26 protein-coding genes are annotated in these 26162 nt (G+C 73.7%); 12 read left to right on the forward strand and 14 right to left on the reverse strand.

All coding sequences use genetic code 11. The features are described from left to right. Positions 1-15 precede the first annotated feature (15 nt). The 3 genes from ACZ7KF_RS09945 to ACZ7KF_RS09955 form a co-directional block, all read right to left on the reverse strand. A complete protein-coding gene (locus ACZ7KF_RS09945; RefSeq protein ID WP_471071038.1) occupies positions 16-537 on the reverse strand; it encodes a TetR/AcrR family transcriptional regulator in 522 nt (173 codons plus the stop codon). Then, positions 530-943 (reverse strand): DUF4260 family protein, encoded by a 414-nt coding sequence (locus ACZ7KF_RS09950; protein ID WP_471071041.1) that lies wholly within the window; start codon positions 941-943, stop codon positions 530-532. Before ACZ7KF_RS09950 ends, ACZ7KF_RS09945 begins: the two co-directional genes overlap by 8 nt. Positions 944-1255: 312 nt before the next feature. After that, positions 1256-1936 (reverse strand): TetR/AcrR family transcriptional regulator, encoded by a 681-nt coding sequence (locus ACZ7KF_RS09955; RefSeq protein WP_471071044.1) that lies wholly within the window; start codon positions 1934-1936, stop codon positions 1256-1258. A gap of 47 nt (positions 1937-1983) precedes the next feature. Here ACZ7KF_RS09955 and ACZ7KF_RS09960 point away from each other — a divergent pair, with 47 nt between their 5' ends. The 3 genes from ACZ7KF_RS09960 to ACZ7KF_RS09970 are packed head-to-tail and all read left to right on the forward strand — an operon-like array spanning position 1984 to position 4871. Continuing rightward, complete coding sequence (locus tag ACZ7KF_RS09960) at positions 1984-3528, forward strand: FAD-dependent monooxygenase (protein ID WP_471071047.1); 1545 nt, start codon at positions 1984-1986, stop codon at positions 3526-3528. Between the two features lie 33 nt (positions 3529-3561). After that, positions 3562-4308 carry a MerR family transcriptional regulator gene (locus ACZ7KF_RS09965; RefSeq protein WP_471071050.1) on the forward strand — a complete coding sequence of 249 codons (747 nt, stop codon included), beginning with the start codon at positions 3562-3564 and terminating at the stop codon, positions 4306-4308. Further along, positions 4305-4871, forward strand: a complete 567-nt coding sequence (locus tag ACZ7KF_RS09970) for a hypothetical protein (protein ID WP_471071053.1) — start codon at positions 4305-4307, stop codon at positions 4869-4871. Before ACZ7KF_RS09965 ends, ACZ7KF_RS09970 begins: the two co-directional genes overlap by 4 nt. On the opposite strand, the gene ACZ7KF_RS09975 is transcribed toward ACZ7KF_RS09970, so the two are convergent. Further along, positions 4858-6291: an RNB domain-containing ribonuclease gene (locus ACZ7KF_RS09975; protein WP_471071056.1), complete on the reverse strand. Its 1434-nt coding sequence runs from the start codon at positions 6289-6291 to the stop codon at positions 4858-4860. The genes ACZ7KF_RS09970 and ACZ7KF_RS09975 overlap by 14 nt on opposite strands. A gap of 74 nt (positions 6292-6365) precedes the next feature. On the opposite strand from ACZ7KF_RS09975, the gene yaaA reads away from it, so the two are divergent. Further along, positions 6366-7148, forward strand: a complete 783-nt coding sequence (gene yaaA / locus ACZ7KF_RS09980) for a peroxide stress protein YaaA (RefSeq protein WP_471072201.1) — start codon at positions 6366-6368, stop codon at positions 7146-7148. Between the two features lie 72 nt (positions 7149-7220). Then, a complete protein-coding gene (gene eda, locus ACZ7KF_RS09985) occupies positions 7221-7883 on the forward strand; it encodes a bifunctional 4-hydroxy-2-oxoglutarate aldolase/2-dehydro-3-deoxy-phosphogluconate aldolase (protein WP_471071059.1) in 663 nt (220 codons plus the stop codon). Here eda and ACZ7KF_RS09990 read toward each other — a convergent pair. From ACZ7KF_RS09990 to ACZ7KF_RS10000, 3 genes are read right to left on the reverse strand one after another with little or no spacing between them, the layout of a single operon-like run. Then, the gene (locus ACZ7KF_RS09990) at positions 7855-9204 is read right to left on the reverse strand and encodes a bifunctional RNase H/acid phosphatase (RefSeq protein WP_471071061.1); all 1350 of its coding nucleotides are present in this window, start codon (positions 9202-9204) and stop codon (positions 7855-7857) included. The genes eda and ACZ7KF_RS09990 overlap by 29 nt on opposite strands. Positions 9205-9231: 27 nt before the next feature. Next, entirely contained in the window at positions 9232-9975 is a 744-nt protein-coding gene (locus tag ACZ7KF_RS09995) for a zinc ribbon domain-containing protein (protein WP_471072204.1), read from the reverse strand. Positions 9976-9992: 17 nt separating this feature from the next. Further along, the gene (locus ACZ7KF_RS10000) at positions 9993-10829 is read right to left on the reverse strand and encodes a Nif3-like dinuclear metal center hexameric protein (protein WP_471071064.1); all 837 of its coding nucleotides are present in this window, start codon (positions 10827-10829) and stop codon (positions 9993-9995) included. A gap of 186 nt (positions 10830-11015) precedes the next feature. Between ACZ7KF_RS10000 and ACZ7KF_RS10005 the strand changes: the two genes are divergently transcribed. Together ACZ7KF_RS10005 and ACZ7KF_RS10010 are read left to right on the forward strand one after the other, a co-directional pair. Beyond that, entirely contained in the window at positions 11016-12233 is a 1218-nt protein-coding gene (locus ACZ7KF_RS10005; protein WP_471071067.1) for a hypothetical protein, read from the forward strand. 96 nt (positions 12234-12329) lie between these two features. Beyond that, positions 12330-12488, forward strand: coding sequence for a hypothetical protein (locus ACZ7KF_RS10010; RefSeq protein WP_471071069.1), 159 nt, complete (start codon positions 12330-12332; stop codon positions 12486-12488). A gap of 57 nt (positions 12489-12545) precedes the next feature. On the opposite strand, the gene ACZ7KF_RS10015 is transcribed toward ACZ7KF_RS10010, so the two are convergent. From ACZ7KF_RS10015 to ACZ7KF_RS10025, 3 genes are read right to left on the reverse strand one after another with little or no spacing between them, the layout of a single operon-like run. Further along, complete coding sequence (locus ACZ7KF_RS10015) at positions 12546-13484, reverse strand: 3-oxoacyl-ACP reductase (protein ID WP_471071072.1); 939 nt, start codon at positions 13482-13484, stop codon at positions 12546-12548. 20 nt (positions 13485-13504) lie between these two features. Beyond that, on the reverse strand, positions 13505-14581 hold the full coding sequence (locus ACZ7KF_RS10020; protein ID WP_471071075.1) for a Zn-dependent alcohol dehydrogenase: 1077 nt from the start codon (positions 14579-14581) through the stop codon (positions 13505-13507). A gap of 26 nt (positions 14582-14607) precedes the next feature. Then, positions 14608-15483 carry a MaoC/PaaZ C-terminal domain-containing protein gene (locus tag ACZ7KF_RS10025; RefSeq protein WP_471071078.1) on the reverse strand — a complete coding sequence of 292 codons (876 nt, stop codon included), beginning with the start codon at positions 15481-15483 and terminating at the stop codon, positions 14608-14610. Positions 15484-15790: 307 nt separating this feature from the next. Here ACZ7KF_RS10025 and ACZ7KF_RS10030 point away from each other — a divergent pair, with 307 nt between their 5' ends. Next, entirely contained in the window at positions 15791-17083 is a 1293-nt protein-coding gene (locus ACZ7KF_RS10030) for a sensor histidine kinase (RefSeq protein WP_471071081.1), read from the forward strand. 57 nt (positions 17084-17140) lie between these two features. Here the strand turns inward: ACZ7KF_RS10030 and ACZ7KF_RS10035 are convergent, their stop codons facing one another. After that, the gene (locus tag ACZ7KF_RS10035; RefSeq protein WP_471071084.1) at positions 17141-18685 is read right to left on the reverse strand and encodes an alpha-L-arabinofuranosidase B; all 1545 of its coding nucleotides are present in this window, start codon (positions 18683-18685) and stop codon (positions 17141-17143) included. Positions 18686-18997: 312 nt separating this feature from the next. Here ACZ7KF_RS10035 and ACZ7KF_RS10040 point away from each other — a divergent pair, with 312 nt between their 5' ends. Then, complete coding sequence (locus tag ACZ7KF_RS10040) at positions 18998-19639, forward strand: response regulator (RefSeq protein ID WP_471071086.1); 642 nt, start codon at positions 18998-19000, stop codon at positions 19637-19639. A 22-nt stretch (positions 19640-19661) separates the two neighbouring features. On the opposite strand, the gene ACZ7KF_RS10045 is transcribed toward ACZ7KF_RS10040, so the two are convergent. The 3 genes from ACZ7KF_RS10045 to ACZ7KF_RS10055 all read right to left on the reverse strand — a co-directional run bounded on the left by ACZ7KF_RS10045 (position 19662) and on the right by ACZ7KF_RS10055 (position 22317). After that, entirely contained in the window at positions 19662-20486 is an 825-nt protein-coding gene (locus ACZ7KF_RS10045; RefSeq protein WP_471071089.1) for a hypothetical protein, read from the reverse strand. Then, positions 20483-21022: a SigE family RNA polymerase sigma factor gene (locus tag ACZ7KF_RS10050; protein WP_471071091.1), complete on the reverse strand. Its 540-nt coding sequence runs from the start codon at positions 21020-21022 to the stop codon at positions 20483-20485. Before ACZ7KF_RS10050 ends, ACZ7KF_RS10045 begins: the two co-directional genes overlap by 4 nt. 107 nt (positions 21023-21129) lie before the next feature. Next, complete coding sequence (locus ACZ7KF_RS10055; RefSeq protein WP_471071094.1) at positions 21130-22317, reverse strand: thiolase C-terminal domain-containing protein; 1188 nt, start codon at positions 22315-22317, stop codon at positions 21130-21132. A 163-nt stretch (positions 22318-22480) separates the two neighbouring features. On the opposite strand from ACZ7KF_RS10055, the gene ACZ7KF_RS10060 reads away from it, so the two are divergent. The 3 genes from ACZ7KF_RS10060 (at position 22481) to ACZ7KF_RS10070 (ending at position 26142) form a co-directional block, all read left to right on the forward strand. Next, positions 22481-24223: an MFS transporter gene (locus ACZ7KF_RS10060; RefSeq protein WP_471071098.1), complete on the forward strand. Its 1743-nt coding sequence runs from the start codon at positions 22481-22483 to the stop codon at positions 24221-24223. A 274-nt stretch (positions 24224-24497) separates the two neighbouring features. Beyond that, positions 24498-25151, forward strand: a complete 654-nt coding sequence (locus ACZ7KF_RS10065; RefSeq protein ID WP_471071101.1) for a class I SAM-dependent methyltransferase — start codon at positions 24498-24500, stop codon at positions 25149-25151. Positions 25152-25173: 22 nt separating this feature from the next. Further along, positions 25174-26142: an N-acetylmuramoyl-L-alanine amidase gene (locus ACZ7KF_RS10070; protein ID WP_471071104.1), complete on the forward strand. Its 969-nt coding sequence runs from the start codon at positions 25174-25176 to the stop codon at positions 26140-26142. Positions 26143-26162: the final 20 nt, after the last annotated feature.

Genomic DNA, 26162 nt, shown 5'->3' on the forward strand with positions numbered 1-26162 from the left:
TCGCCGTGCCGCTCGCTAGGGGTGGAACGCCGCGAGGCCCCGCTTCCATGCCGCGTCCAGTCCGGCGTCGGGCGGGAAGCGGCCGTGGATCTCCAGGACGACCATGCCGTGGGCGAAGGACCAGACGGCGCGGGCCAGGTCGAGGTCGCCGGCGCAGGCGCGCAGCAGTGGCAGGGCGGCCCGGTCCTCCAGTCCGGCCGGGAGCGACTCGCGGGGCAGGGGGCGTTCGGTGGCGAGGCAGTACAGGTGGGGGTGGGCGAGGGCGTGGCTGCGGTACGCCCCGGCGAGCGCGGACAGCGAGCCGGGGGTGCGGGCCTCGACGGCCTCCAGCACCTCGGCGGTCTCCGTGAGCAGCTGGGCGACCAGCTCCACCTCGACGGCGTGCTTGTCGGGGAAGTGCTTGTAGAGGGAGGGGGCCTTGATGCCGAGGCGGTCGGCGAGGGTGCGCATGGTGAGCCGGTCGGGCCCGGCCTCCTCCAGGAGGTCCCGGGCCGCCGTCACGATCTCCCGTGCCCGCGGGGTGAGCCGGTCAGCCACGCTGGAATCCCTCCTTCGTACGCGGTCCGTAGCCGAGGGCGCGATCGTACGAGATGTGGGCGAGCCAGCCGCACAGCGCGGCGAAGGCGGGCGGCCAGTCCACCGGGAGCACGGTGTAGGCGACGGCGAGCGTGCACGGGACCAGGGCGCGGTGCAGTGCGTTGTAGTACGGCACCGCGCGCGGCGGCAGTTGCCCCTTGGCCATGCGGGGCGCCTCGTCCAGGGCGACCAGGAAGGTCAGGTCGGGCAGGACGAGGAAGACCAGGGCGAGGGTCACGGCCGGCCAGCCGTGGTTCACGGACTCCACCACCGCGAAGGCCGTCCAGAACAGGGCGAAGGCCAGCCAGGCGGCGCGACGCAGGACGGTGGGCGTGGTGCGCGGGGTGGTGCCGGCTGTCGCGGTCATGGCTGCCTCCGGGTCGTTGCGGACCGGCCTGCGTCATCGGGTGCCGACGTCGAGCTAACGTCGTTAGCCACGACCGTACGGCTAACAGCGTTAGCCGTCAAGACCCGCCCACGGTCAGCCGACCGCTCGACCGCCGGACCCCGCCCACGAACAGCGCTCGACCGCCGGACCCCGCCCACGGACAGCCGACCGCGTCGGCCACCATGGCCCGGCCGCGGACGACCAGCGGCGTCGACCGTCAAGCCCCCTCACGGACAGCCGACGCCCCCGACCGCCGGACCCCGCCCGCCCCGCCTCACCACCCCCACGGCGTCACCCGTCGAGCCCCGTCCGCTCCAGCGCCCCGAACGCCGCCTCCAGCCGTACCCGGTGCGCCCGTGCCACCTCGTCGACCGGATCGCCGGCCACCAGCCGGCGCAGGGACGCGACGAAGACCGTCCGGTACGCGGCCAGGGCCAGCGCCGCCACGAGCCGCGGGTCCGCCACGCCCGCCTCGCCCAGCGCGGCGGCGAGCGCCCCTTCGACCTCCTCCACGCCTTCGCGGGCCCGGGCGCGCAACGCCGGCGAGCCGACGACGATCCGCCAGAAATCGGCGAACCCCTCCCCCACCCCGCCCAGCGGGTGCCGCTCGTCCAGGAGCCGGAGAGCCAGGCCGCGCAGGGCGGCGAGCGGGGGCTCACCGGGGGCCCGGTCGCGGACGGCCGCGGCGAAGAGGGCGGCGGCCTGCGGGATGCGGTCGAGGAACAGGTCCTCCTTGCGCGGGAAGTAGTTGAAGACCGTCATCGGCGAGACGCCCGCCGCACGGGCGATCTCGGCGACCGTCACCGCGTCGAAGCCGCGCTCCCCGATCAGCAGCGTCGCGATGTCCGAGATGCGCTGCCGGGTCTCCCGCTTCTTGCGCTCCCGCAAGGAGAGGTCCCCCTCCGCGAGGCGGTCCCCGTTCGCGAGTTCGCCGGTGGGGCCGTCGTCCGTGGAGTCGTCCCTGATGTTCATGGAAAAACTATAGCCGCTCAAAACTTTTAGTGACTACAGTTAAGTCCATGACGACGACGGACTACGACGTGGTGGTGGCCGGCGCCGGCCCCGTGGGACTCTTCCTCGCCTGCGAGCTGCGGCTGGGCGGAGCGCGGGTGCTGGTCGTGGAGCGGCTGGCCGAGGTGGACGAGACGATCAAGGCGGGCTCGATCAACATCCCGAGCGCGCTCGCCTTCTACCGGCGGGGCCTGCTGCCCGAGCTGACGGCGGTGTGGGAGGCGGCGCGGGAGCGGATCCGCGCCTTCATGGACAGCGGCAGGACCACGGGCGCGTTCAAGGTCCCGCCCAAGTTCGCCGGGCACTTCGCCGGGATCATGATGGACCCCGATCTCTTCGACGGCTCCGACCCCGCCTGGGCCGACGTCGGCCCCGCCGCCGAGAGCGGACTCGGGGTGCCCCAGGCCGAGCTGGAGCGGATCCTGGCCCGGCGGGCCGCACGGCTCGGGGCGGAGGTGCGCCGGGGCGTGGAGCTGACCGGCTTCGACACGGACGAGGACGGGGTCGCCGTCCACACCGGCGAGGGCACGGTCCGGGCCGGCTGGCTCGTCGGCTGCGACGGTGGCCGCAGCACCGTCCGCAAGCTCGCCGGGTTCGACTTCCCCGGCACGGACCCGGAGATCACCGGCTACCAGGCGGTCGTGGAGCTGACCGGTCACGAGCGGCTGGGCGTGGGCTGGAACACCACGGACACGGGGACGTACGCGCACGGGCCGTTTCCCGGCCGGGTGCTCAGCGTGGAGTTCGACGGCCCCCCGGCCGACCGGTCGGCGCCCGTCACCGCGGCGGAACTGCAGGCCAGCCTGCGCCGGGTGTCCGGGGTGCCCGAGGTCACCGTGGACAAGGTGGTCTCCGCGACCCGGTTCACCGACCACGCCCGTCAGGCCACCGAGTACCGCAAGGGCCGGGTGCTGCTCGCGGGCGACGCGGCCCACGTGCACTCGCCGTTCGGCGGACAGGGACTGAACCTGGGCATCGGGGACGCGATGAACCTGGGCTGGAAGCTGGCCGCCGTCGTCCGCGGCACGGCACCCGAGTCCCTGCTGGACACCTACACCGCCGAGCGGCACCCGATCGGCGCCTGGGTGCTGGACTGGACCCGTGCCCAGATCGCCCTGATGCGCCCGGACCGGCACGCCCGTGCCCTGCGCCGGGTGGTGACCGACCTGGCGCTGACCGGCACGGGCACGACCTACCTCGTCACGAGGATCTCCGGTCTCTGGCAGCGCTACGACCTGCCCGGCGACCACCCGCTGACCGGCGCCGGCGCCCCCGATCTGGAGCTGTCCGACGGCACCCGGCTCGGCGGCCTGCTGCACGACGGCCGCGCCCTGCTGCTCGACCTCGCCGACGACGCCGGGCTACGGGCCCGCGCCGGGGGACACGGGGACCGGCTCAACGTGGTCACGGCCGCCTGCCCGGACCGGCCAGGACTGCGGGCGCTGTTCGTACGGCCGGACGGCTTCGTGGCGTGGGCCGCCGACGCGCCGGGCGGCGACGGGCTGCCGGAGGCCCTGGAACGCTGGCTCGGCACGCCCGTGGCCGCCGCTTGACCCCTCCGCTGCGTCAACGTCTGTACTGATCCCATGCGGATCGGAGAACTCGCCGCCGCCGTGGGCGTCACCACGCGCACGGTGCGGCACTACCACCACGTGGGCCTGCTGCCGGAGCCGGAGCGGCTGTCCAACGGCTACCGGCACTACACCCTGCGGCATGCCGTCGTGCTCGCCCGGATCCGGCGCCTGACCGAGCTGGGGCTCGGCCTCACCGAGGTGCGGGACGTCCTCGCCGACGACGCCGGCAAGGACCTCACCGACGTGCTCACCGAACTCGACGAGGATCTGGCCCGGCAGGAGACGGAGATCCGCGGACGCCGGCAGCGGCTGCGGGCGCTGCTGGAGGCCGGGGAGCTGCCCGCCGAGGGGCCCGTCTCGCCCGAACTGGCCGGGCTGCTGGCCGCGTTGCCGCACGTCGACTCCCCCATGGCCGCCAAGGACCGCGAGGTCCTCGCCCTGGTGGACACCGCGGCGTCGCCGGAGGAGCGGCAGCGGCTGCTCACCGCGCTGCGCGACGCGCTGGACGACCCGGACACGGTGGCGCGCACCCGGGAGGCGTACGCCCTGCTGGACGCGCTGGCGGACGCCTCCCCCGACGACCCGCGCGTGGAACGGGCGGCGCGCATGCTGGTCGACTGCATGCCGGCCGCTCTCCTGCCGGCCGGTCCGGCCGACCCGGACCACGCGTTCCTGCGCGCCCTGTACGCCGATTTCGGCCCCGCCCGGGCAGAGGTGATCCGCCGGGCGCTGAAGCTCCTTGACGGGGAGGGCACATGACGACGGTGTACCGGCTGGCCCGGCACGAGCTGCGGCTCCTGGCCGGGCTGGCGCTGTGGGTGGCCCGGCGCACCGAGGGCACCGCCGGCGGGCGGGCGTTCGGGTACGCGCGCGGGCAGGGCGCGACGATGCTGGGGCTGGCCTTCGTGTGCCTGGTCGAGACGGCCGGCATGGCCGTCTTGCTGCGCGGCATGCCCGTCGCGCACGCGGTGATGCTGGTGCTGGACGCCTACACGGTGCTGTTCGTGGTCGGCCTGCACGCGGCCTGCGCGGTCCGCCCGCACGTGCTGACCCCACGGGAGCTGAGGGTGCGCCACGGGGCCCGTGTGGACCTGCGGATCCCGCTGGCCTCGATCGCCGCCGTCCGCCGGGAGACGCGGACCACGCACGAGCACACGGCGGACACCCTCGACCTCGCCATCGGCTCCCGGACCACGGTGACGCTCGAACTCGCCGAGCCGGTCGTCCACACGAACCTGTTCGGCCGCCGCAGGCGGGTGCGCGTCGTGCGGCTGCACGCGGACGACCCCGGCGCCCTCGTCCACGCCCTCACACCGCGGTGAACAGGAGCTTCGTCGTGCCCGGGTCGGCCCGGTCGAGCCGTACCCGCAGGCGTTCGCCGAGCGGCAGGTGCTCGCCCTCGATGCGCCCGACGACCGCCGGGGACAGCACCTGCACGGTTCCCACGGTCGGCCGGTGCTCGTCCACGTCCACCAGGCAGGCGTCGAAGATCTCTCCGACCCGGTCCTTGAGCAGGGCCGCCTCCACGATGTCGACGCACTCCCGCTCGACCGTGCCCGCCAGCCGGGACCCGTCGGCCATCCGCCGCGGCAGCGCCTCCAGCGCGGCGAGCACCCAGTCGGGCGGGGCCTGCCCGGCGCAGGCGGCGAGAGAGATCTCGGAGGAGTAGCGGTCGGCGAGGCGGCGCAGCGGGGCCGTGCAGTGGGCGTAGGGCGCGGCGACGGCCGCGTGCGTGGTGAGCGCGGGCAGCGCGCCGTCCCGGAAGACGGTGTAACCGGCGCCGCGCAGCAGGGTGGTGCACTCCTGGAGGAAGGCCGCGTGGCGCGGGTCGTCCGGGTCGAGGGTGCGCAGCAGCGCCGCGTACGACACATGGTGCGGCCAGTCGATGCGCAGGGCGGTGGCGGTACGGCGCAGCCGCCCCACGGCACCGTCCGGGGCGGCCGGGAGGGTGCGCAGGATGCCGGTGCCGTGGGCGAGCATCAGGTCGGCGGCGGCCATGCCGGTGAGCAGGGAGAGCTGGGCGTTCCAGCCGTCGGCGGGCAGCGGGGCGCGATAGCGCAGCTCGTAGGCGTGGTGGTGCTCGATGATCTCCTGCTCGGGCAGGTTCAGGGAGATCCCGCCGCGCTCGGCCTCCAGCCGCTGCCTCGCCTCGCCGATCTCCTTGAGCAGTGCGACGGGTTCCTCGGCCGTCCCGGCGTCGATGTCCCGCTGCACGCCCGCGTAGTCGAGCTTGGCGCGGCTGCGGACGAGGGCACGGCGCACGTCGGCGGCGAGGGTGCGGCCGTCGGCGTCCAGGTCGATGGTCCACAGCGCGGCCGGCCGGGTCCGGTCCGGCAGCAGGCTGGCCGCGTCCTCGCTCAGCACGGCGGGGTGCAGCGGGACCTTCCCGTCGGGGAAGTACAGGGTGGTCACGCGCCGGTGCGCCGCCGCGTCCAGCGGCCCGCCGGGTGCGACGAAGGCGGCGACGTCGGCGATGGCGTACCGGACGCGGTAGCCGGTGCCCCGCCGGGACAGGTGGGTGGCCTGGTCGAGATCCGTGGCGGCGGGCGGATCGAGGGTGAAGAAGGGGATGTCCGTGGCGTCGTACGACGGTGGCAGAGGCGCCTTCGCCGCGCGCTCGGCCTCCGCCCGGGCCTCCGGCGGGAAGTCCTCGGGGATGCCCAGCTCGGCCCGGAGTGCGGCGAGCGCGGCCCGGAGCGGGGCCTCGGGGGCGCCGGTGACGCGGATCTTGCGGCGGGGCATACAGCGAGCGTAGGGCGGGGCCGGAGCGGGGGCACGCCGTACCCTGGCGCGGAGGTCTACGTAAGGAGTACGTGTTGCTGGTCCTGCTGCCGCCCTCCGAAGGCAAGGCGAACTCGGGCGAGGGTGCCCCGCTGGAGCTCGGGTCGCTGTCCCTGCCGGGGCTGACCGCCGCGCGGGAGGCCGTGCTCGCGGAGTTGGTCGAGCTGTGCGCCGGCGACGAGGAGAAGGCCCGCGAGGTGCTCGGGCTGAGCGAGGGGCTGCGGGGCGAGGTCGCGAAGAACGCCGGACTGCGCACGGCCGGCGCCCGCCCCGCCGGGGAGATCTACACCGGTGTCCTCTACGACGCCCTCGGCCTGGCCACGCTGGACGCGGCGGCGAGGCGGCGCGCGGCGGACTCGCTGCTGGTCTTCTCGGGGCTGTGGGGCGCCGTGCGGGTGACGGACCGGATCCCCTCCTACCGCTGCTCGATGGGGGTGAAGCTGCCGGGGCTCGGCGCGCTGGCCGGGCACTGGCGGGCGCCGATGGCGGAGGTCATGCCGGAGGCGGCCGGGGAGGGGCTGGTGCTGGATCTGCGGTCCTCGGCCTATGCGACGGCCTGGAAGCCGAAGGGGGAGGTGGCCGGGCGCACGGCGACGGTGCGGGTGCTGCACGCCCCGACCCGGAAGGTCGTCAGCCACTTCAACAAGGCGACGAAGGGCCGGATCGTCCGCAGCCTGCTGACCGGCGCCGTGGCGCCGGGGGATCCCGCCGAGCTGGTGACGGCGCTGCGGGAGCTGGGGTACGTCGTGGAGGCGGAGGCGCCCGGGAAGGCGGGCAAGGCATGGGCGCTGGACGTGCTGGTGGACGAGATCCACTGACCCCCACAGCAGGGCGTTGCGTCATGCGCAACGCTCATTGCATGAGGTGCAGTCACTGGGCACGATGAGGGCATGACCTCGCCGCTGCCCTCCCTTCCGGCTGCCTCCGTGCTGGATCTCGCGCCCGTCGTGCCCGTCGTGGTGCTCGCCGACGCCGCCGACGCCGTGCCGCTGGCGCGGGCGCTGGTGGCGGGCGGGCTGCCCGCGATCGAGGTGACCCTGCGGACCCCGGCCGCGCTGGACGCGATCCGGGCGATCGCCGCCGGGGTCCCGGGGGCCGTGGTCGGGGCGGGCACGGTCCTCACGCCCGGACAGGTGGCGGCGTGCACGGCGGCCGGAGCCCGGTTCCTGGTCAGCCCCGGCTGGACGCAGGCGCTGCTGACGGCGATGCGGGAGTCCGGGGTGCCGTTCCTGCCCGGTGTGTCGACCGCCTCGGAGGTCGTGGCGCTGCTGGAGCGCGGGGTGCGGGAGATGAAGTTCTTCCCGGCGCAGGCGGCGGGCGGTACGGCCTATCTGGAGTCGCTGGCCGGGCCGTTGCCCGAGGCCCGCTTCTGCCCGACCGGCGGGATCGGCCCGGCGACCGCGCCGGAGTATCTGTCCCTGCCCAACGTCGGCTGTGTGGGCGGCAGTTGGATGGTCCCGGCGGACGCGGTGGCCGCCGGGGACTGGGGCCGGATCGAGGAGCTGGCGCGGGCCGCGGCCGGGCTCAGGGCCGCAGGTGGGACGTGTCGTTGAACAGCCGTACGCTCGCGTTGCCGTCCGCGTAGTACGCCACCGCCGACAGGGAGGCCGCCGAGAGCTCCATCCGGAACAGCGACGCGGGCGGGGCGCCGAGGGCGAGGCGGACGAGGGTCTTGATCGGCGTGACGTGCGTGACCAGCAGGACGGTACGGCCCGCGTAGGCCGAGACCAGCTTCTCCCGGGTGGCCTCCAGCCGCGTGGCGGTCTCCGCGAAGCTCTCGCCGCCGCCGGTGGGGTGGGCCTCCGGGTCGGCGAGCCAGGTGTTCAGGTCGTCCGGGTGGCGTTCGCGGACCTCGCCGAAGGTCAGGCCCTCCCAGGCGCCGAAGTCCGTCTCCCGCAGACCGTCCTCGATCGTGACGCCCAGGTCGAGGCGGGCGGCGACGATCCCGGCCGTCTCGCGGGTACGGGCGAGCGGGGAGGCGACGATCGCCTCGATGGTGCCGCGCCGCGCGAGCGCCTCCGCCACCCGCCGGGCCTGCTCACGCCCCGCGTCCGAGAGGGAGGGGTCGCTGCCGCCGCTGCCGGAGAAGCGCTTCTGCGGGGTGAGGGGGGTTTCGCCGTGGCGGAGGAGGACGAGGGTGGCGGGGGCGCCGAGGTCGGGGGCGGCGCTCCAGCCCGGAGCCGTGCGGCGCTCCTCGCCGGGGGAGGCCGGGCGCCGCTCGCCGGGACGTGCCGCCTCGGCCTCGCGCACCGCCGACACCTCGCGCACGGCCGACGCCTCGCGCACCGCCTCCGCCTCGACGTCGTCCTCGGCCGGAGCCGCCACCGGCCGGGCCGCGGCGGCCGCCAGCGCCGCCCGGGCCTTCGCCGCGCCCGCGACCGCGTCGCCGGGCGGTCCGGAGGGCTCGGGGACGGCGGGCGGGGTGTCCAAGGCCGCCCGGGAGCCGGACGGGGACCACTGGCCGCCCTTGGCTCCCGCGTCCATCGCCTCGTTGGCCAGGCGGTCCGCGTGCTTGTTGCGGTCGCGGGGGATCCACTCGTAGGTGACCTGGCCCGGCGGAAGGACGGACCGCGCCTGGGCCGCCAGCGGCTTCATGTCGGGGTGCTTGATCTTCCAGCGGCCCGACATCTGCTCGATGACGAGCTTGGAGTCCATGCGGACGTGCACCGGCGCGGAGGGGTCGAGGGCGCGGGCGGCGCGCAGGCCGGCCACCAGGCCCCGGTACTCGGCGACGTTGTTCGTCGCGACGCCGATGTACTCCGCCGTCTCCGTCAGCGTCTCCCCCGTCGCCGCGTCGCAGACCACGGCGCCGTAACCGGCGGGCCCGGGGTTGCCCCGTGACCCGCCGTCGGCCTCGACGATGAACTCCCGCACCCCTGAAGCCCCTTGTCCCTGTGTCTCCTACAGACCCGACTCCGCCGTACGCACCAGGATGCGCCGGCAGTTCTCGCAGCGGACCACCGTGTCCGGCGCCGCCCCGCGGATCTCGTTCAGCTCGGTGATGGCCAGCTCCTGCCGGCAGCCCTGGCAGGTACGGGCGTAGAGCTTGGCGGCGCCGATGCCGCCCTGCTGCTGGCGCAGCTTGTCGTACAGCTTGAGGAGGTCGGCCGGGACGGACGCCGCCACGACCTCGCGCTCCTTGGTGACGGAGGCGGCCTCGCCGTCGATCTCCTCGAACGCGGCGTCCCGGCGGCCGGTCGCGTCGTCGATCTTCGACTGCACCGAGCCCACCCGCTCGGTCAGCTCGGTCACCCGCTCCTGCGCGGCCTCACGGCGCTCCATGACCTCCAGGACCACGTCCTCCAGGTCGCCCTGCCGCTTGGCGAGCGAGGCGATCTCGTGCTGGAGGTTGGACAGGTCCTTCGGCGAGGTGACCGCGCCGGAGTCCAGGCGCTGCTGGTCGCGGACGGAACGCTGACGCACCTGGTCGACGTCCTGCTCGGCCTTGGTCTGCTCGCGGGCGCAGTCGCTCTCCTCCGTCTGCGCGGCCACGAGCAGGTCGCGCAGCTGCGTGAGGTCCTTCGTCAGCGACTCGATCTCGGCGTGCTCGGGCAGGGACTTCCGCTTGTGCGCGAGCTGCTGGAGGCGGACGTCGAGGGCCTGGACGTCGAGGAGTCGGATCTGGTCGGCGGGCGCGGCGTTCAGTTGGGGGCTCCCATGGGCTAGAGGGTGGTGATGGACGCCGCGTGGGCGGTCCAGGGGTCGGTGACCGTCTTGGAGACGTGGACGCGCAGGTCCCAGCCGTGACGGTCGGAGATCTCGTCGAGCTGGCTCGCGGCCAGCTCGCACCAGGGCCACTCGGTGGCCCAGTGCGCCGCGTCGATCAGCGCGAGGGGACCGTGGGCCACCGCCTCGGACGCGGGGTGGTGGCGCAGGTCGGCGGTGAGGAAGGCGTCGACACCGGCCGCGCGGACCTGGTCGAAGAGGCTGTCGCCGGAGCCGCCGCTGACGGCCACCGTACGGACGACGGCCTCGGGGTCGCCGGCCACCCGGATGCCCTGCGCGGTGGCGGGCAGCCGCTCGGCCGCGCGGGCGGCCAGTTCGCGGACGGTGAGGGGGTGGTCGAGTTCGCAGACGCGGCCGAGGCCCCGGCACCCGTGCGGGTCGGTGGGGTCGGGCACGAGGGGGCGTACGACGCGCAGGTCGAGGGCGCCGGCGAGGGCGTCGGAGACACCGGGGTCGGCGCTGTCGGCGTTGGTGTGGGCGACGTGCAGCGCGATGTCGTTCTTGATCAGCGTGTGCACGACCCGGCCCTTGAAGTGCGTGGCCGCGACCGTGGTCGTCCCCCGCAGGTAGAGCGGGTGGTGGGTGACCAGCAGGTCGGCGCCGAGCTTCACCGCCTCGTCGACGATCTCCTGCACGGGGTCGACGGCGAACAGGACCCGGGTGACCTCCTGGTCGGGGTCGCCCACGACCGTTCCGACCGCGTCCCAGGACTCGGCCCGCTCGGCGGGCCACAGGTTCTCCAGTGCGGCGATGACTTCAGACAGACGGGGCACGGGCCAAGGCTACCTGGCCGTTCGGCGGGGCCGTACCGCATGCGCCCGCTCTGTCCCCGCTCAGCACACTCGCCCCGCTTTCCTCAGGTGAATCGCTTCTGCGCCACCCTTATGTGTGAAGCCGAAGTGGGCCGGTCCCCCGCCTGTCGTGCGAAAACTAGCTTCGTCGCCGGAGGTGACCGAACGATGACGGCCTGTGCGATCGAAACCCCGCCCACGGACGGGGCCGACGGCGCGCCGGAGGCGGAGCGCGCGATCACCGCGGACGGCGCGCCGGGAGCAGGGCGCGCGATCACCGCGGACGGCGCGCCGGAGGCGGGATGCGCGATCACGGCGGACGGCGCGTACGCCGCCCGGCTGGCCCCGGCCGGTGACTGCTGGTTCCCGGAGCGCTGGACCCTGGACGGCCCGGAGCCGTACGCCGTGCCGCTGCCCGGCAACCAGCCGGAGGAGCCCGGCACCGAGGTGCAGCCGATGGGCGACGGACGGGTGCTGATCCACCGGCTGGTGGCCGGGCGGCACGCCTTCTCGCTGCTGTATCCGACCGGGCCCGGCACCGGCGAGCTGCCGCTGGGCGCGGTGGAGTGCCCCGGGCCCGCCGCCCGGCTCACCCTGCTGCCGCCGGCCCCCGGGGGCGTGCGGGCGTACGCCCTCGCCGTGGGAGCGGACTCCAGCGCGGTGTGGCTGGTGGCGGGCGGGGCGTTCGGTCCTGAACGGCTCGCCGAGGTGCCGGGGCGCTGTACGGGCGGGGTCTGGCTGGACGGTGCCGGACGGCTGCTGGCGCTCGACCGGGAACTGGACGGACGCACCAAGACGGTGGTGGTGGACCTGGAGCGCGACGGCGAGGTCTCGCCGCTGCTCCAGATCGCGGACGGCAGCGACGACCGGCTGCTGCTCGCCGACCTCGACAGCGGACTGCTGCTGATCTCCTCCGACGCCCCCAGCCCGGGGCGGGAACGAGTGGGCTGGGGCGTGCTCGGCAGCACCCTGCCGGTGCGGTTCCCGGAGTGCCTGCGGCTGCCGGACTGCGCGGTGACGCCGTTCGCGATCCAGCCGGGGCAGATGCTGACGCCGGAGAGCTGTGCGGTGGCGCTGCGCTTCGACGGGGCGTTCGGCACCTGGGTGGGCACCTGGCGTCCGGCCGCACGGCAGGTCCGGCACCTCGCGGCGCCCGAGGGCTGGCTGGCGGGGGCCGGTCTGTGGACCCGGGACGGGGTGCTCCGGCTGCCCTACGCCACGGACGGCACGCCGTGCGGTGTGGCGGAGCTGCCGGCGCCCCTGGAGGAGTACGGGCCGCCCGAGGTGGTGCCCGTAACCCGGGAGCAGGAACCGGCGTCCCCGGCACCGGCGGTGACACCGGTGCCGTTGCAACAGGCCCCTCTGGGACGTCTTGTAACGAACTAGTGCCGGTCGGCGTGTGCGCCTGGATTCGGCCGGTGGTGCGCCGGTTAGACTCGCTCGGCTGTACGAAAGATCATGTTGACGGGGTGAATACGTCCGATGAGCGACACCAGCACCACTGAGCAGCTGTCTGCCGACTCTTACGAGACCGCCGGCCACGGCCGGCACAGGGGCCCGATCGCGGCCCAGGAGAGCGAGACGGATCCGCACGGCCGGCACCGCAAGCCGGCCCAGGAAGCGGCCGAGGTGGCTGCCTGACGGCAGTGAGTACAGAGGGGGCACCCGTCGGGTGCCCCCTCTGTGTCTTCCCGTGCTTCAGCCCCGCTTGAGTCCCAGCACCTCCGCCGCCGCGAAGGTCTCCTCCGCCGGCCGGTCCGCGTAGTACGGGGTGAGCAGGGTGTCGAGTTCGTCGTACGTGAAGGTGTCCTGCTTGCTGTCGAACTTCGCCTGCACCCGCGGACGTTCGATCACGGCGACCATCCCGCCGTGGACGACGAGCAGCTGGCCGTTGACCCGGGCGGCGGCCGGTGCGGCGAGATAGCCGACGAGCGGGGCGACGTGCTCGGGAGCGAGCGGGTCCATGCCCTCGTCCGGTGTCCCGAAGCCCGCGAAGACGTCCTCGGTCATCCGGGTGCGGGCGCGCGGGCAGATGGCGTTGGCCGTGACGCCGTACTTGGCGAGGGCGAGTGCGGTGGAGGTGGTCAGGCCGACGATCCCGCCCTTCGCCGCCGCGTAGTTGGGCTGGCCCGCGGATCCGGCCAGGAACGCCTCCGAGGAGGTGTTCACGATCCGCCCGTACACCGCCGCCCCGGCCGCCTTGGACCGCTCCCGCCAGTGCGCGGCGGCGAAGTGGGTGGTGTTGAAGTGTCCCTTGAGGTGGACGCGGATCACCGGGTCCCAGTCGTCCTCGGTCATCGAGAAGACCATGCGGTCGCGCAGGATGCCGGCGTTGTTGACGAGGATGTCCAGCTTGCCGAACTCGGCGATCGCCGTCCGGACGAGTTCGCCGGCCTGCCCGAAGTCGGCGATGTCCCCGGTGTGCGCGAGGGCCCGGCCGCCGGCCGCGCGGATCTCCGCCGCGACCTGCTCGGCGGGCCCCGCCGACACCGCGCCGGTACCGTCCCTGCCGGGCCGGCCGAGGTCGTTGACGACGACGGCCGCGCCGAGCCGGGCCAGTTCCAGGGCCTCGGCCCGGCCGAGCCCGCGTCCGCCGCCGGTGACGATCGCGGACAGTCCCTCCAGTGGCTGTGACATTCCGGGAGTCCTCGGCTCTCTCAGATCTCGATGCAGGTACGCAGGGCGGCCCCGGTGCGCATCTGGTCCAGTGCCTCGTTGATCTCCGCGAGCGGCACCCGGTGGGTGATCAGGCCCGCCAGGTCGACGCGGCCGGCCCGCCACAGGGCGATCGTGCGCTCGTAGGAGCGCAGGACGTCGCCGCCGCCGTACAGGGACGGCAGGATGCGCTTCTCGTCGAAGAACAGCTCGAACATGTTGAGCTGGAGGAAGTCGTCCATGGCGCCGGCGCCGACCACGACGAGGGTGCCGCCGCGCCGGGTGTTCTCGTAGGCGGTGCGGGCGGTGGCGGACCGGCCGACGACCTCGAAGACGTAGTCGAAGCCCTCCCCGCCGGTGACCTGCTGCTTGGCGTCGGCCAGTTCGTCGGGGGCGACGGCCCTGGTGGCGCCGAACCCGAGGGCCGCCTCGCGCCGGGAGGCGACCGGGTCGACAGCGACGATCTCCGCGGCCCCCTTCAGCCGGGCCCCCTGCACCGCCGAGATGCCGACGCCTCCGCAGCCGATGACGGCGACCGACGAGCCGGCCGCGACGTCGGCGGTGTTGAGGGCGGCGCCGAGACCGGTCGTCACCCCGCAGCCGATCAGGGCGGCGATGTCGAAGGGCACGTCCTGCGGGAGGGGCACGGCGCAGCCGGCGTCGACCACGACCTCCTCGGCGAAGGTGCCGGTGCCCGCGAAACCGAAGAGGTCGCCGCCGGGGCGGCGGAAGTTGGGGGTGCCGGCGTTCATGAACCCGGCCAGGCAGAGCTGGGTCTGCCCCCGCCCGCAGGCCGGACAGGCGCCGCAGGCGGGCAGCCAGCACAGGACGACCCGGTCGCCGGGCTTGAGGTGCCGTACTCCCTCCCCCACGTCGAGGATCTCGCCGGCGCCCTCGTGGCCGGGCACGAAGGGGGCCGGCTGGGGCAGCACTCCGCTCATCGCGGACAGGTCCGAGTGGCACAGCCCGGTGGCGCGCACCCGGACCCTGACCTTGCCGGGGCCGAAGCCCACCGCTTCGACGTCGTCGAGGACCTCCAGCTTCTCCTGGCCGATCTCGTGCAGTACGGCTGCGCGCATGGTGCGGCTCCCCTCGGATACTGGTTTCAGCAGTGGTCCACGACGGTGTCCGCGAGGACCGGCGCGTCCTGTCGTTCGAGCGCCCCCACGGTGATCCGCACCCGCCCCTCCTCGCGCCACATGCGGATGCGCAGGGTCTCCCCCGGGAACACGACCCCGGCGAACCGGGTGCGGTAGCCGCGCACCCGGGTCACGTCGCCGCCGAGCAGCGTGTCCACGACCGCCTTGAGCGTGATGCCGTAGGTGCACAGCCCGTGCAGGATCGGTTTGTCGAAGCCGGCGAGCTTGGCGAACTCGGGGTCGGCGTGCAGGGGGTTGTAGTCGCCGGAGAGCCGGTAGAGGAGGGCCTGGTCGGGACGGACGGGCCGGTCGACGGTCCGGTCGGGGTCGCCGGCGGGCGGGTCGAGGGTGACGGAGGGGCCGCGGTCGCCGCCGAAGCCGCCCTCGCCGCGGACGAAGATCTGCGCGTCGTTGGTCCACAGCGGGCCTGCGGTGTCGGCGACGTCGGTGCGCATGACCAGGACCGCGGCCTTGCCCTTGTCGTACACGGCGGCGATCCGGCCGGTGGCGGTGGCGGTGCCCGCGGCCGGGATGGGCCGGTGGAGGGTCAGGCTCTGGCCGCCGTGCAGGACCCGGGTCAGGTCGACGTCGATGCCCGGCATGGACAGTCCGCTGATCACGCCGGGTGAGCCGGCGCCCGCGACGGTGGCGAAGCTCGGCAGGACGTGCAGCCGGGACTCCAGGGTGTAGCGCAGCTCGTCCGGGTCGGTGGCGGGGTGGGCCTTGTCCGGGTCGGTGCCGGCGCCGATGCCGAGGTGGTAGAGCTGGACGTCCCTGTGGTCCCAGGTGATCTCGCCGGTCCGGGGTTCGGCCGCGAGGGCCTTCGCTGCGTCGATGGGCATGGGGCTCCTGAGACAGTGGCGGCGAAAGACCCCGGCGCGGACGTCCGCACCGTCGGCCGCACCGGGGTCGCTGCGGGCCGATCTAGAACGCGTTCCAGTCCGGCGCCCTCTGTATAGCCCAGCACTCCGCAGTTGTGAAGGCTCCTGACGCCGCGTCAGCTCGGCGGGCACCCGTGACATTTGTACCGCCGGAGTCCGTACATGTGCCTCTGCCGGAGTGGGTGTCCGACTTCGTAGTGTTCGATTCGTACGCTGTGCTGTCGCATCGCCGAAGGGCGGCGACCGGCTGATCGGGGGAAACAGAGAAATGACATCGCGACGAAGAGTGCGGTGCCGGGTACGGGCCTGGCGGACGGCACACGGCGAGTGGAAGGCGGAGCACGAGCGTCTCCGGGCCGCACGGCGGGCCACCGACGGGAAGCGGGGATCTCCCGACGTCGACCATCCGGGCCCGCCCCCGAGCGGCTTCGCCCTGCTGCCCTGGCTGCTGATGGGCCTGGGGTCCCTCTCCAATGTGCTCCAGGGCAAGACCCCGGACCCGTGGGTCGGCGGCCTGGGCCTGCTCGCCTTCAACTCCCTGTACGTCTACGTCACCTTCCGCTCCTTCGACCGGGCCAAGCGGGAGGCGGCGTCCACCCGGGTGGCACTGGGGCTGATGGGCCTGCTGACCACAGGTCTGGCGCTCGGCTACGGCGGTGAGTGGCTGACGTTCTTCCCGCTGCTGGGGCTGGCGACGGGCGCCGCCCTGCGCGGCCCGTGGCTGGGCCGCACCGGACTGCTGCTCGCGGTGTACGCCGGTGTCGTCTCCTACGTGCGCGGCGGCTGGGGGGACGCGTCGGGCATCGGGTACGCCACCTTCATCTCCAGCATGGTGACCGCCGCGATCCTCAGTCTGTCGGAGGCCGTGCGGGAACTGCGGGACGCCCGTGAGGAGCTGGCCCGGCGCGCGGTGGAGAAGGAGCGACTGCGGTTCTCCCGCGATCTGCACGATCTGCTCGGGCACACCCTGTCGGTGATCGTGGTGAAGTCGGAGGCGGCCCGCCGGCTGGCGCCGCGCGACATGGACGCGGCGCTGGGGCAGATCACCGACATCGAGTCGGTGGGCCGGCAGGCGCTCACCGAGATCCGCGAGGCGGTGACCGGCTACCGCGAGGGCAGCCTGGCCACCGAGCTGTCCCGGGCCCGCTCGGCGCTGTCCGCGGCGAGCGTGCAGCCGGTGGTCCGCCAGTCCGGGACGCCGCTCGACCCGCAGACCGAGGCGCTGCTCGGCTGGGTGGTGCGCGAGGCGGTCACCAACGTGGTCCGGCACAGCAGGGCGAGCCGCTGCGAGATCACCGTGGAGGGAGCCGCCGAGCGGGTCCGGCTGACGGTCGCGGACGACGGCACGGGCGCCCCGGCCGCGGCGGGCGCCTGCGCGGGTATCGGCGGCACGGGACTGAAGGGGCTGACCGAGCGCCTCGCGGCGGCGGGCGGCTCCCTCACGGCCGGCCCGGCGCCGCGCGGCGGCTTCACGGTCACCGCGGACCTTCCGGTCGGCGCCGACGAGCGGACGGCCGCCGCGGCCGCGGCGGCCGCGGGCGCGGCGGCCGCGGGCGACTAGGGTCTTTCGTTTGGATCAGGCCGGCCCGCGAGCTCGGCATGATCCAAACGAGAGGCCCTAGGGTGCCCAGGGCGAGCCGACGGCCCAGCTGACGTCGTCCGTCCAGGACGTCCCACTGTCGAAGTCGTGGGATCCGCCGTTGCTCGCTATGTACAGGTTGTGGTTGTAGTGGCGCAGGTATCTCGTCGGGTAGTTGTACGAGGCGAACGAGGTACCGGTGCCGCTCTTGCCGGTCTGTGCGCAGAAGGTGGCGTCGGCCCGGAACTGGCCGGTGCCGTCCATGGGCTGCCGGAGGAGCCGGTAGTCGTAGTGGCGCAGGAAGTCACCGGGGTAGTTCCGCGACTCGAAGGAGACGCAGGAGCCGTTCGCGAGACCCCGGCGGACGATCCAGGTGGCGTCGTTCCTGTCGAGGGGCGAGCTGCTCGACGTCACGGTGGAGAGGACGCCCGCGTCGTTCTGGTGGCGGACGTAGCCGTTCGTGCAGCAGGAGGTCGTGGCGCGCAGCGAGATCTCCGAGCCGGGGCTCAGCGTGCCGGTGCTGCCGGTCGGGCCGCCGTAGCCGGCGGAGACGATGTTCGCCTGGACGGCGTTGTCGGCGGCGTCGGTGGGGATGCCCGAGGTCATCACGCCCTCGAAGAAGGACCCGATGGAGCCGTTGCTGTTGTCCCCGCCGGTACCGAGGACGATGGCGCCTTCCTGATGCATCGGCGCGTATCCGCCGGCGGTCGGCTCACCCCCGGAATAGGTGGTGGTCAGCCCGCCCGACTGAGCATTTCCGTACTTCAGCGCGAAATGGTCCCGGCCGTTGTTCTTCAGCAACGCGGTCACGAACGGCAGCGGCCCGGTGCCGGTGTTCGCGGTGTTCTTGCTGTAGCCGGCGTCGGACTGGAACAGCCCGTTCTCCAGGTCGGCCTGCACCCACGGGCCCTGGCCGTGGCAGGGCGCGAACCAGCACTCGGTGCCGAAGTTGATGGCGTCCATGTGGCCGTTGCCGGTGTCCATGTTGTTGGTCTCGGCGTTGCCGTAGTCGAAGCAGCAGCGGTTGTTGACGTGCGTGCCCGAGGTGACCATGTACATCCCCTCGGCCTGCCCGTTCACGGCCACGCCCGAGGTGGAGTTGTCCCGGTAGCCCATGCCGGCGGAGATCTCCAGGCCGTAGACCTGGTGGCCGCCGACGGTCACCGGCAGGGCGTCCGCGGGCGCCCCGACATCGGCGGCCCCGGCCCCGCCCGCACCCTCGATCGTGAGGTCGTTGTGGCGCGGGGACTGGTCGTGGATCTCGGTGACGATGCAGGTCGTGCCGGAGCAGAAGGAGTCCTGGGCGGCGGCGTCGGCGTACCCGCCGGCGGCCAGGGGACCGATGTTCGCGGTGGCCCGGTCCGAGGCCCGCTGCACCTGGTACAGCGGGCCGTCGTACGACGCGTACAGCGCCCGGACCATGCTGTGCGCGGCGACGCAGGGGGTGCCGGCGGCGGCGTAGAGGTCGCAGGGCAGCGCACTCGCGGCGGCGGCCGGGGGCGCGCCGGTGCCGAGCAGCAGCGCGGCGAGCGCGGCGCAGACGGCGAGGGCGGAGAGGAGGGCGCGGGGGGTTCTCGCAAGCACGGTGCACCTCGGGTTCGTCGTGGGCGGTGCGGGTCGTCGTCTCCTTGCGTCCGATATACCGAACGGTGTTCGATCGAAATACCGAACCTTTCCATCCGTGGAATTGCCGGGGATTCCGGGAAATGCAGGGGCGATTGTTTTAGCCTCCTCGGGAACCGTCAACCCCCGCGGCAGCCGAAAGGGGAGAGTCTTTGACCGGCGGGGGGCCGGGGCGGCGGACGACGGCGGTGAGAAATCCGTCTCCTCCGGCAGGGGCGGCACGGCATACCCGGCGCGCCCACCGGGCCGGGGGCGCCGCCGTACTCTGGCCCCATGGACGAGATGCCCCGGGGCCGCCGGCCCGCCAAGTGCATCCGGGTACTGCTCGCCGAGGACCAGGGCATGATGCGCGGCGCGCTCGCCCTGCTGCTCGGCATGGAGGAGGACATCGAGGTCGTGGCCCAGCTGGCCGCGGGCGACGGCATCGTGGACGCCGTGCTGGCCCACCGGCCGGACGTGGCCCTGCTCGACATCGAACTGCCGGGCAGGAGCGGGCTGGACGCGGCGGCCGAGCTGCGGGAGCAGGCGCCCGACTGCCGGGTGCTGATCCTCACCACCTTCGGCCGGCCCGGCTATCTGCGCCGGGCCATGGAGGCCGGCGCGGCCGGCTTCCTCGTCAAGGACGGGCCGGTGGAGGAGCTGGCCGCGGCGATCCGGCGCGTGCTCACCGGGGAGACCGTGGTGGATCCGGCGCTGGCCGCCGCCGCGCTCAGCGCCGGGCCCAGTCCGCTGACCGCCCGCGAGTGCGAGGTGCTGAACGCGTCGGTGGACGGGGCGACCGTCGCCGACATCGCCGTGCGGCTCCGGCTGTCCGAGTCCACCGTCCGCAACTACCTCTCCTCGGCGATCGGCAAGACCGGCACCCGCAACCGGGCGGAAGCGGTCCGGGAGGCGCGGCAGCAGGGATGGCTGTGAGCGGGGCCGCCCCCGGGGCGGGTCACTTCGTCACGTCGGCCTCCTTCAGGGCCGTCCCCTCCGGGGCGACGCACACGAACCAGTTCCCTCCCGGATAGCCGGCCACCGGCCGGATCAGCGAGGAGGCGTCATGGGCGGCGGGGACGGGGCCCTCCAGGTGGGCCGCGGTGGAGCCGCCGTCCTTCCAGTGGCAGGTGACCTCCCGGGCGGACTTCGCCACATGACCGACCACCAGCCGGAAGGGGCCCTGGGGGGCGATCCCCTCAAGGTTGACGGCGGCTGCCTGGAGGTCGGTGCCCGAGAGCCGGTCGATCCGCTCGACCGTGTCGAACATGACCACCACGGAGGGGTCGTCGCCGTAGGACCGGACGGAGAAGTACGACGTCTTGCCCACCAGCTCGGCGGCCTTGTCCGCCGCCGGCCGCAGACCCCTCTGCCGCATGGCGTCGAACTGCCGGTCCGCCTCCCGCGCGTCACGCGGCGCGCCCCACACCTGGACCCAGACCCGCCACTCCTTGCCGTGCTCGGTCCCCCGCGCCAGCTCCGTCTGCTGCGGGTCGTACACATGCCGCTGCTCGGCGGACGCCGGCCCGGACGCCGTCGGCGCCCCCCGGTCCCCGTGCTCCCCGGGCAGCCCGGCGAAGGCCAGCGTCGCCCCCGTCGACCCCGCCAGCACCAGGGTCGTGGCCGCCGCCACCGCCCAGCGCCGCGCCCGCCGGCGCCGGCCGCCGCGGATGACGGCCTGGACCGGGGCTATGCCGATCTCGACCTCGTCCGCCGCGTCCGCGAGCAGGAGGGCGATGTCCGTCTGCGTCATGTCGTGGTTCTCCCGGTCCGCGCTCATCACTTCCGCCCTCCGTGCGTCACCGTCTCCGCCAGTGCCGGTATGGCACGGAGTTTCGCGATCCCCTTGGCGGCGTTGCTCTTCACCGTGCCGACCGAGCAGCCCATGGCCTCCGCCACCTGTGTCTCCGTCAGGTCCTCCCAGTAGCGCAGGACGACCGCCGCCCGCTGGCGCGGCGGCAGTTGCGCGAGCGCCTTCAGCAGGGCGCTGCGGTCATCGGCCTGGGCGATCCGGTCGCCCGCGTCGGCCACCTCGCGCACCAGGCCGGAGTCGTCCTTCGGCGCCAGGAACTCCCTGAGTTTCCTGCGGTGTCTGCGCGCGTGCGCGTTGATCATCACGCGCCGTACGTACGCCTCCGGATCGTCGGCCGCGCCGACCCTGCGCCAGGCCACGAAGACCTGTTCGAGCGTCGACTGGACCAGGTCCTCGGCGGCGTGCTGCTCCCCCGTGAGGAGAAATGCCGTACGCATCAACCGCGGCCAGCGGCCGACCACGAAGCTCTGGAACTCCTCGTTCCGAGTCTGCTTCCCGTCCCCCATGGGCACCTCCTAGATATACAAAGGAGGCCATGGGCCGCCCGGACCGTTGCCCCGGTCCGCGGAACTCGAAGACTTTCTCCCGCGCCCCGCCCTGCACCCGCCTCGCCCTACACCGCCCGCAGCACCGTCACCACCGCCGCGCCGCCCAGCCCGATGTTGTGCGCGAGCCCCACCCGCGCCCCCGGTACCTGCCGCCCGCCCGCGGCGCCGCGCAGCTGCCACACCAGCTCGGCCGTCTGCGCCAGACCGGTCGCGCCCAGCGGGTGGCCCTTGGAGATGAGCCCGCCGGACGGGTTCACCACCCATCGGCCGCCGTAGGTCGTCGCCCCCGACTCCACCAGCGCGCCCGACTCCCCCGGCGCGCACATGCCGAGCGCCTCGTACGTCAGCAGTTCGTTGACGGAGAAGCAGTCGTGCAGCTCGATCACGTCCACGTCCTCGATGCCGAGCCCCGAGCGGTCGTACACCCGGCGTGCCGCCTCCCGGGACACCGGCTGCCCGACCACGTCGATGCACGAGCCCGACGCGAAGGACTCCGCGGTGTCGGTGGTCATGGCCTGGGCGACGACTTCGACCAGGCCGGTCAGGGAGCGCTGCTCGGCGAACCGCTCCGACACCACCACGGCCGCCGCCGCGCCGTCCGAGGTCGGTGAGCACTGGAGCCTGGTGAGCGGCGGATGCACCGGGCGCGCGGCGAGGACGTCCTCGACCTCGTAGACGTCCCGGAACTGGGCGTAGGGGTTGTGGGCGGAGTGCCGGTGGTTCTTGGCGGCGACCGCGGCGAGCTGTTCCCCGGTCGTGCCGTACCTCTCCATGTGCTCGCGGGCGGCGGCGGCGAAGATCTGCGCGGTCGGCGGGGCCGCCGCGAAGCCGTGCCGGGCGGCCATGATCCCGTAGTGCCGGGCGACCGGGGACGCGGCGAAGTCACCCCCGTCGGCCCCCACGCCGAGCGCCCCCTTCCGCATCTTCTCGAAGCCCAGCGCCAGCACGCAGTCGCCGGCCCCGCCCTCGACCAGCTGCCGGGCCAGCATGAGCGCGGTGGCGCCGGTCGCGCAGTTGTTGCTGACGTTGTAGACGGGGACGCCGGTCAGGCCGAGTTCGTAGACGGCCCGCTGGCCGGCGGTGGAGGGCTGGAAGCAGTAGCCGATGGGGACGTGTCCCACGTCTTCGTAGGCGATGCCGGCGTCCGCGAGCGCCGCCCCGCCCGCCTCGCGCACCATGTCCCAGTACTGCCATTCTCGGGTCTCGGGCTTCTCGAACCTGGTCATCCCGACCCCGGCGACATAGGCCTTCATGCCGCGCAGACTAGAACGTGTTCCAACAAGTGGCCAGCCTTGTGACGCCGCGTCAGATACCCATGGGACGGTCAAGATTTCATTAGAGGCCCGAAGCAACGGAATAGTTGCCTGTGCATACGAGGTTTACCGGGGACTTATGACACGCGGAAGGCCTCACCCCATGACAGACGCGACGACCAGCCAGCCCACCCGGAGAGCGGGTGGCGCCGTGGTGCCGGTGCTCGCCTTCGCGGGCATCGTGGTCGCGGTGATGCAGACGCTGCTCGTGCCGGTCATCAAGGATCTGCCGCAGCTGCTGGACACCGCCCCGAGCAACGCCACCTGGGTCCTCACCTCGACACTGCTGTCCGGCGCCGTCGCCACCCCGATCATGGGCCGGCTCGGCGACCTGTACGGCAAGCGCCGCATGCTCGTCCTCAGCCTCGCCGTGATGGTGGTCGGCGCCCTGGTCAGCGCGCTCACCAGCCAGCTGCTCATCATGATCGCGGGCCGCACCCTGCAGGGCTTCGCCATGGGCGCGATACCGCTCGGCATCGGCCTGATGCGCGACATGCTGCCGCGCGAGAAGCTCGGCTCGGCCATGGCCCTGATGAGTTCCTCGATCGGCGTCGGCGGCGGCCTCGCGCTGCCCGCCGCGGCTCTCGTCGCCCAGCACGCCAACTGGCACGCCCTGTTCTACGGCGCGGCCGGCCTCGGCGTGCTCGCCATCGTCCTCACCCTCCTCGTCGTACCCGAGTCCCCGATGCGCGCCGAGGGCACCTTCGACCTGCTCGGCGCGCTCGGCCTGTCCACCGGCCTGGTGCTGCTCCTGCTGCCCATCACCAAGGGCAGCGACTGGGGCTGGTCCTCGGGCACCACGCTCGGCCTGTTCGCCGCCTCCGTCGTCGTGCTCCTGCTGTGGGGCCTGTACGAGCTGCGCGTCCAGGCGCCCCTGGTCGACCTGCGCACCACCGCCCGTCCGGCGGTCCTCTTCACCAACCTCGCGTCGATCATGGTCGGCGTGGCGTTCTACGTCGTCTCGCTGGTCCTGCCCCAGCTGCTCCAGCTGCCCGCGGCCACGGGCTACGGCCTCGGCCAGTCCATGGTCGTCGCGGGCCTGTGCGTCGCCCCGCTGGGCCTGACGATGATGTTCACGGCACCGGTCTACGCCCGCCTGTCCGCCAAGTACGGCCCGAAGACCACGCTGATCATCGGCCTGCTGATCATCGCGCTCGGCTACGGCGGCGGCCTCGGCCTGATGGACGCGGCCTGGCAGACGGTCGTCACGTCGGTCGTCCTCGGCGCCGGCATCGGCCTCGCCTACTCCTCGCTGCCCGCGCTGATCGTCGGCGCGGTCCCCGCCTCGGAGACCGGCGCGGCCAACGGCCTGAACACCCTGATGCGGTCCATCGGCACGTCGGTGTCGAGCGCCGTCATCGGCATGGTGCTGGCCAACACCGCGAACAACGTGGGCGGCGTCGCGATCCCGACCATGCACGGCTTCCGGGTCTCCTTCCTGATCGCCACCGCCGCCGTCGCGGTGGGCCTGCTGCTGGCGCTGTTCCTGCCGAAGGCCGGCCGCCCGGCGCAGCACACGCAGCTGCGGGCGAGCAGCGAGGAGGACACGGCGCTGGAGCGGGCCGAGGAGGTGCTGCGGGGCTTCCGCGGCCGGGTGTTCGGTGCGGACGGCTCGCCGGTCGCCCGGGCCAAGGTGACGCTGATCGACCGGCGGGGGCGGCAGGCGGGGGCGACGCTCTCCGCGGCGGACGGCAGCTATGTGCTGGCGGTGCCGGCCGAGGGGGCGTACGTGCTGGCCGCCAAGGCCGCCGGCCATGGGCCGCTCGCCTCGTCCGCGACCCACTCCGGTGCGGAGCGGGCCGTGGATCTGGACCTCCTGCTGCCCGGGGAGACGGTCGACGCCTAGGGGCGCGGCCCGACGTGCCGTCCGGCGGCCGTCGCAACGCCGTGGCCCGGCGCACCGCCGTGACCTCTCACCCCGTCGCGGCCCGGCGCACCACCGTGACCTCTCACCCCGTAGCGGCCCGGCGCACCGCCGTGCCTGCCACACCGTCGCGGCCCATCGCGTCCGCCACGGTGCGCGCCCCCTTTCGGGGCGCCTCCCGCACCCCCCGTCGCCCGCGCGGCCGGGGGGTGCGGCAGCATGGGCGTTCGGACAGTCGTACGAGGAAAGGCCCGCCATGCCCGCGCACGCCCCCAAGCCCGAGATCCTGGCCGCGTTCGAGGCTGCCAAGGGGTTCATGCCCGTGGACGAAGGGCTGGCGCTGTACGCCGCGGCGGTGGAGGCCGGGCGGCTGGGGCTGCCGCTGATGGAGATCGGTACGTACTGCGGTCGCTCCACGATCCTGCTCGCCGACGCCGCCCGCGCGGCCGGGGTCACCGCGCTCACCGTCGACCACCACCGCGGCAGCGAGGAGCAGCAGCCCGGCTGGGACTACCACGACCCGGAGACGGTCGACCCGGAGGTCGGGCTGATGGACACGCTCCCGGCCTTCCGGCGCACGCTGTTCACGGCCGGCCTGGAGGAGCACGTGGTGGCGCTGGTGGGCCGCTCGCCGCAGATCGCCGCGCTCTGGAACTCCCCGCTCGGTCTCGTGTTCATCGACGGCGGCCACACCGACGAGCACGCCGGCGCCGACTACGAGGGCTGGGCCACCCATGTGGCCGAAGGCGGGCTGCTCGTCATCCACGACGTCTTCCCGCACCCGGAGGACGAGTTCACGGGCCAGGCGCCGTACCGGGTCTACCTGCGGGCCCTCGGATCGGGGGCGTTCACCGAGGTTTCGGCGGCCGGCTCGCTGCGAGTCCTGCGGCGAACGGGAGCGGGGATCTGAGCCCCCGGTTAGAGTCGCAGACGTGTCCTACGCAGGCCCCGACTTCGATCCCCCGCAGCCCCGCCGGCCCCGGCGGGGCCCGCTGACCGTGGCGCTCGCCGCGCTGGTGCCCGGTGCGTTGCTCGGCTGGGTGGTGTACGAGGCGGCGGGTGGCGGCGCTTCGGGCGGTGCGGACCGCGCGGCGTCCTCCGCGTCCTCCACGCCGGTCCCGCGGACGTCCCCGGCGCCCTCTCGCCCGGCGGCTCCGGGCGCCTCCTCGGACGACGACGGCAAGGTGTCCGCCTCGCCCTCCGCCCGGCCGGACGCCACCGGCCCGCTCAAGGGCAAGGTCGTCGTCATCGACCCGGGGCACAACCCGGGCAACTTCCGGCACACGGCGGAGATCAACCGCCAGGTGGACATCGGCACGAACCGCAAGGAGTGCGACACCACCGGTACGTCCACCAACGACGGTTACACCGAAGCGCAGTTCACGCTCGACGTGGCACACCGGCTGCGGACCCTGCTGGAGCGGCAGGGCGTCACGGTGAAGATGACCCGTGACGGCGACAGCCCGGCCTGGGGACCGTGCGTGGACGAGCGGGCCCGGATCGGCAACGAGGCGCACGCGGACGCGGCGGTCTCCGTGCACGCCGACGGCTCCGCCGAGGGCGATCGCGGCTTCCACGTCATCCTGCCGGGGTCCGTGCACGCGGGCGCCGCGGACACCCGCGGCATCGTCGGCCCGTCCCACGACCTCGGGGTGCGCGTCGCGGGCAACTTCCTCCGCGAGACCGGTGAGCCCCCCTCCAACTACCTTGGCGAAGGTACCGGTCTCGTCACGCGTACGGATCTGGGCGGTCTCAATCTGTCAACGGTTCCCAAGGTCTTCGTCGAGTGCGGCAACATGCGCGATAGCAAGGACGCGGCACTGCTGACCAGCGGCGCCTGGCGGCAACAGGCGGCGCAAGGGATCTCTGAGGGAATCGTGAGTTTCCTGCGCGAGTCGTGACCGGCGGGCGGAACCGGCCG

It is taken from the genome of Streptomyces sp. NPDC038200 (assembly GCF_055600785.1).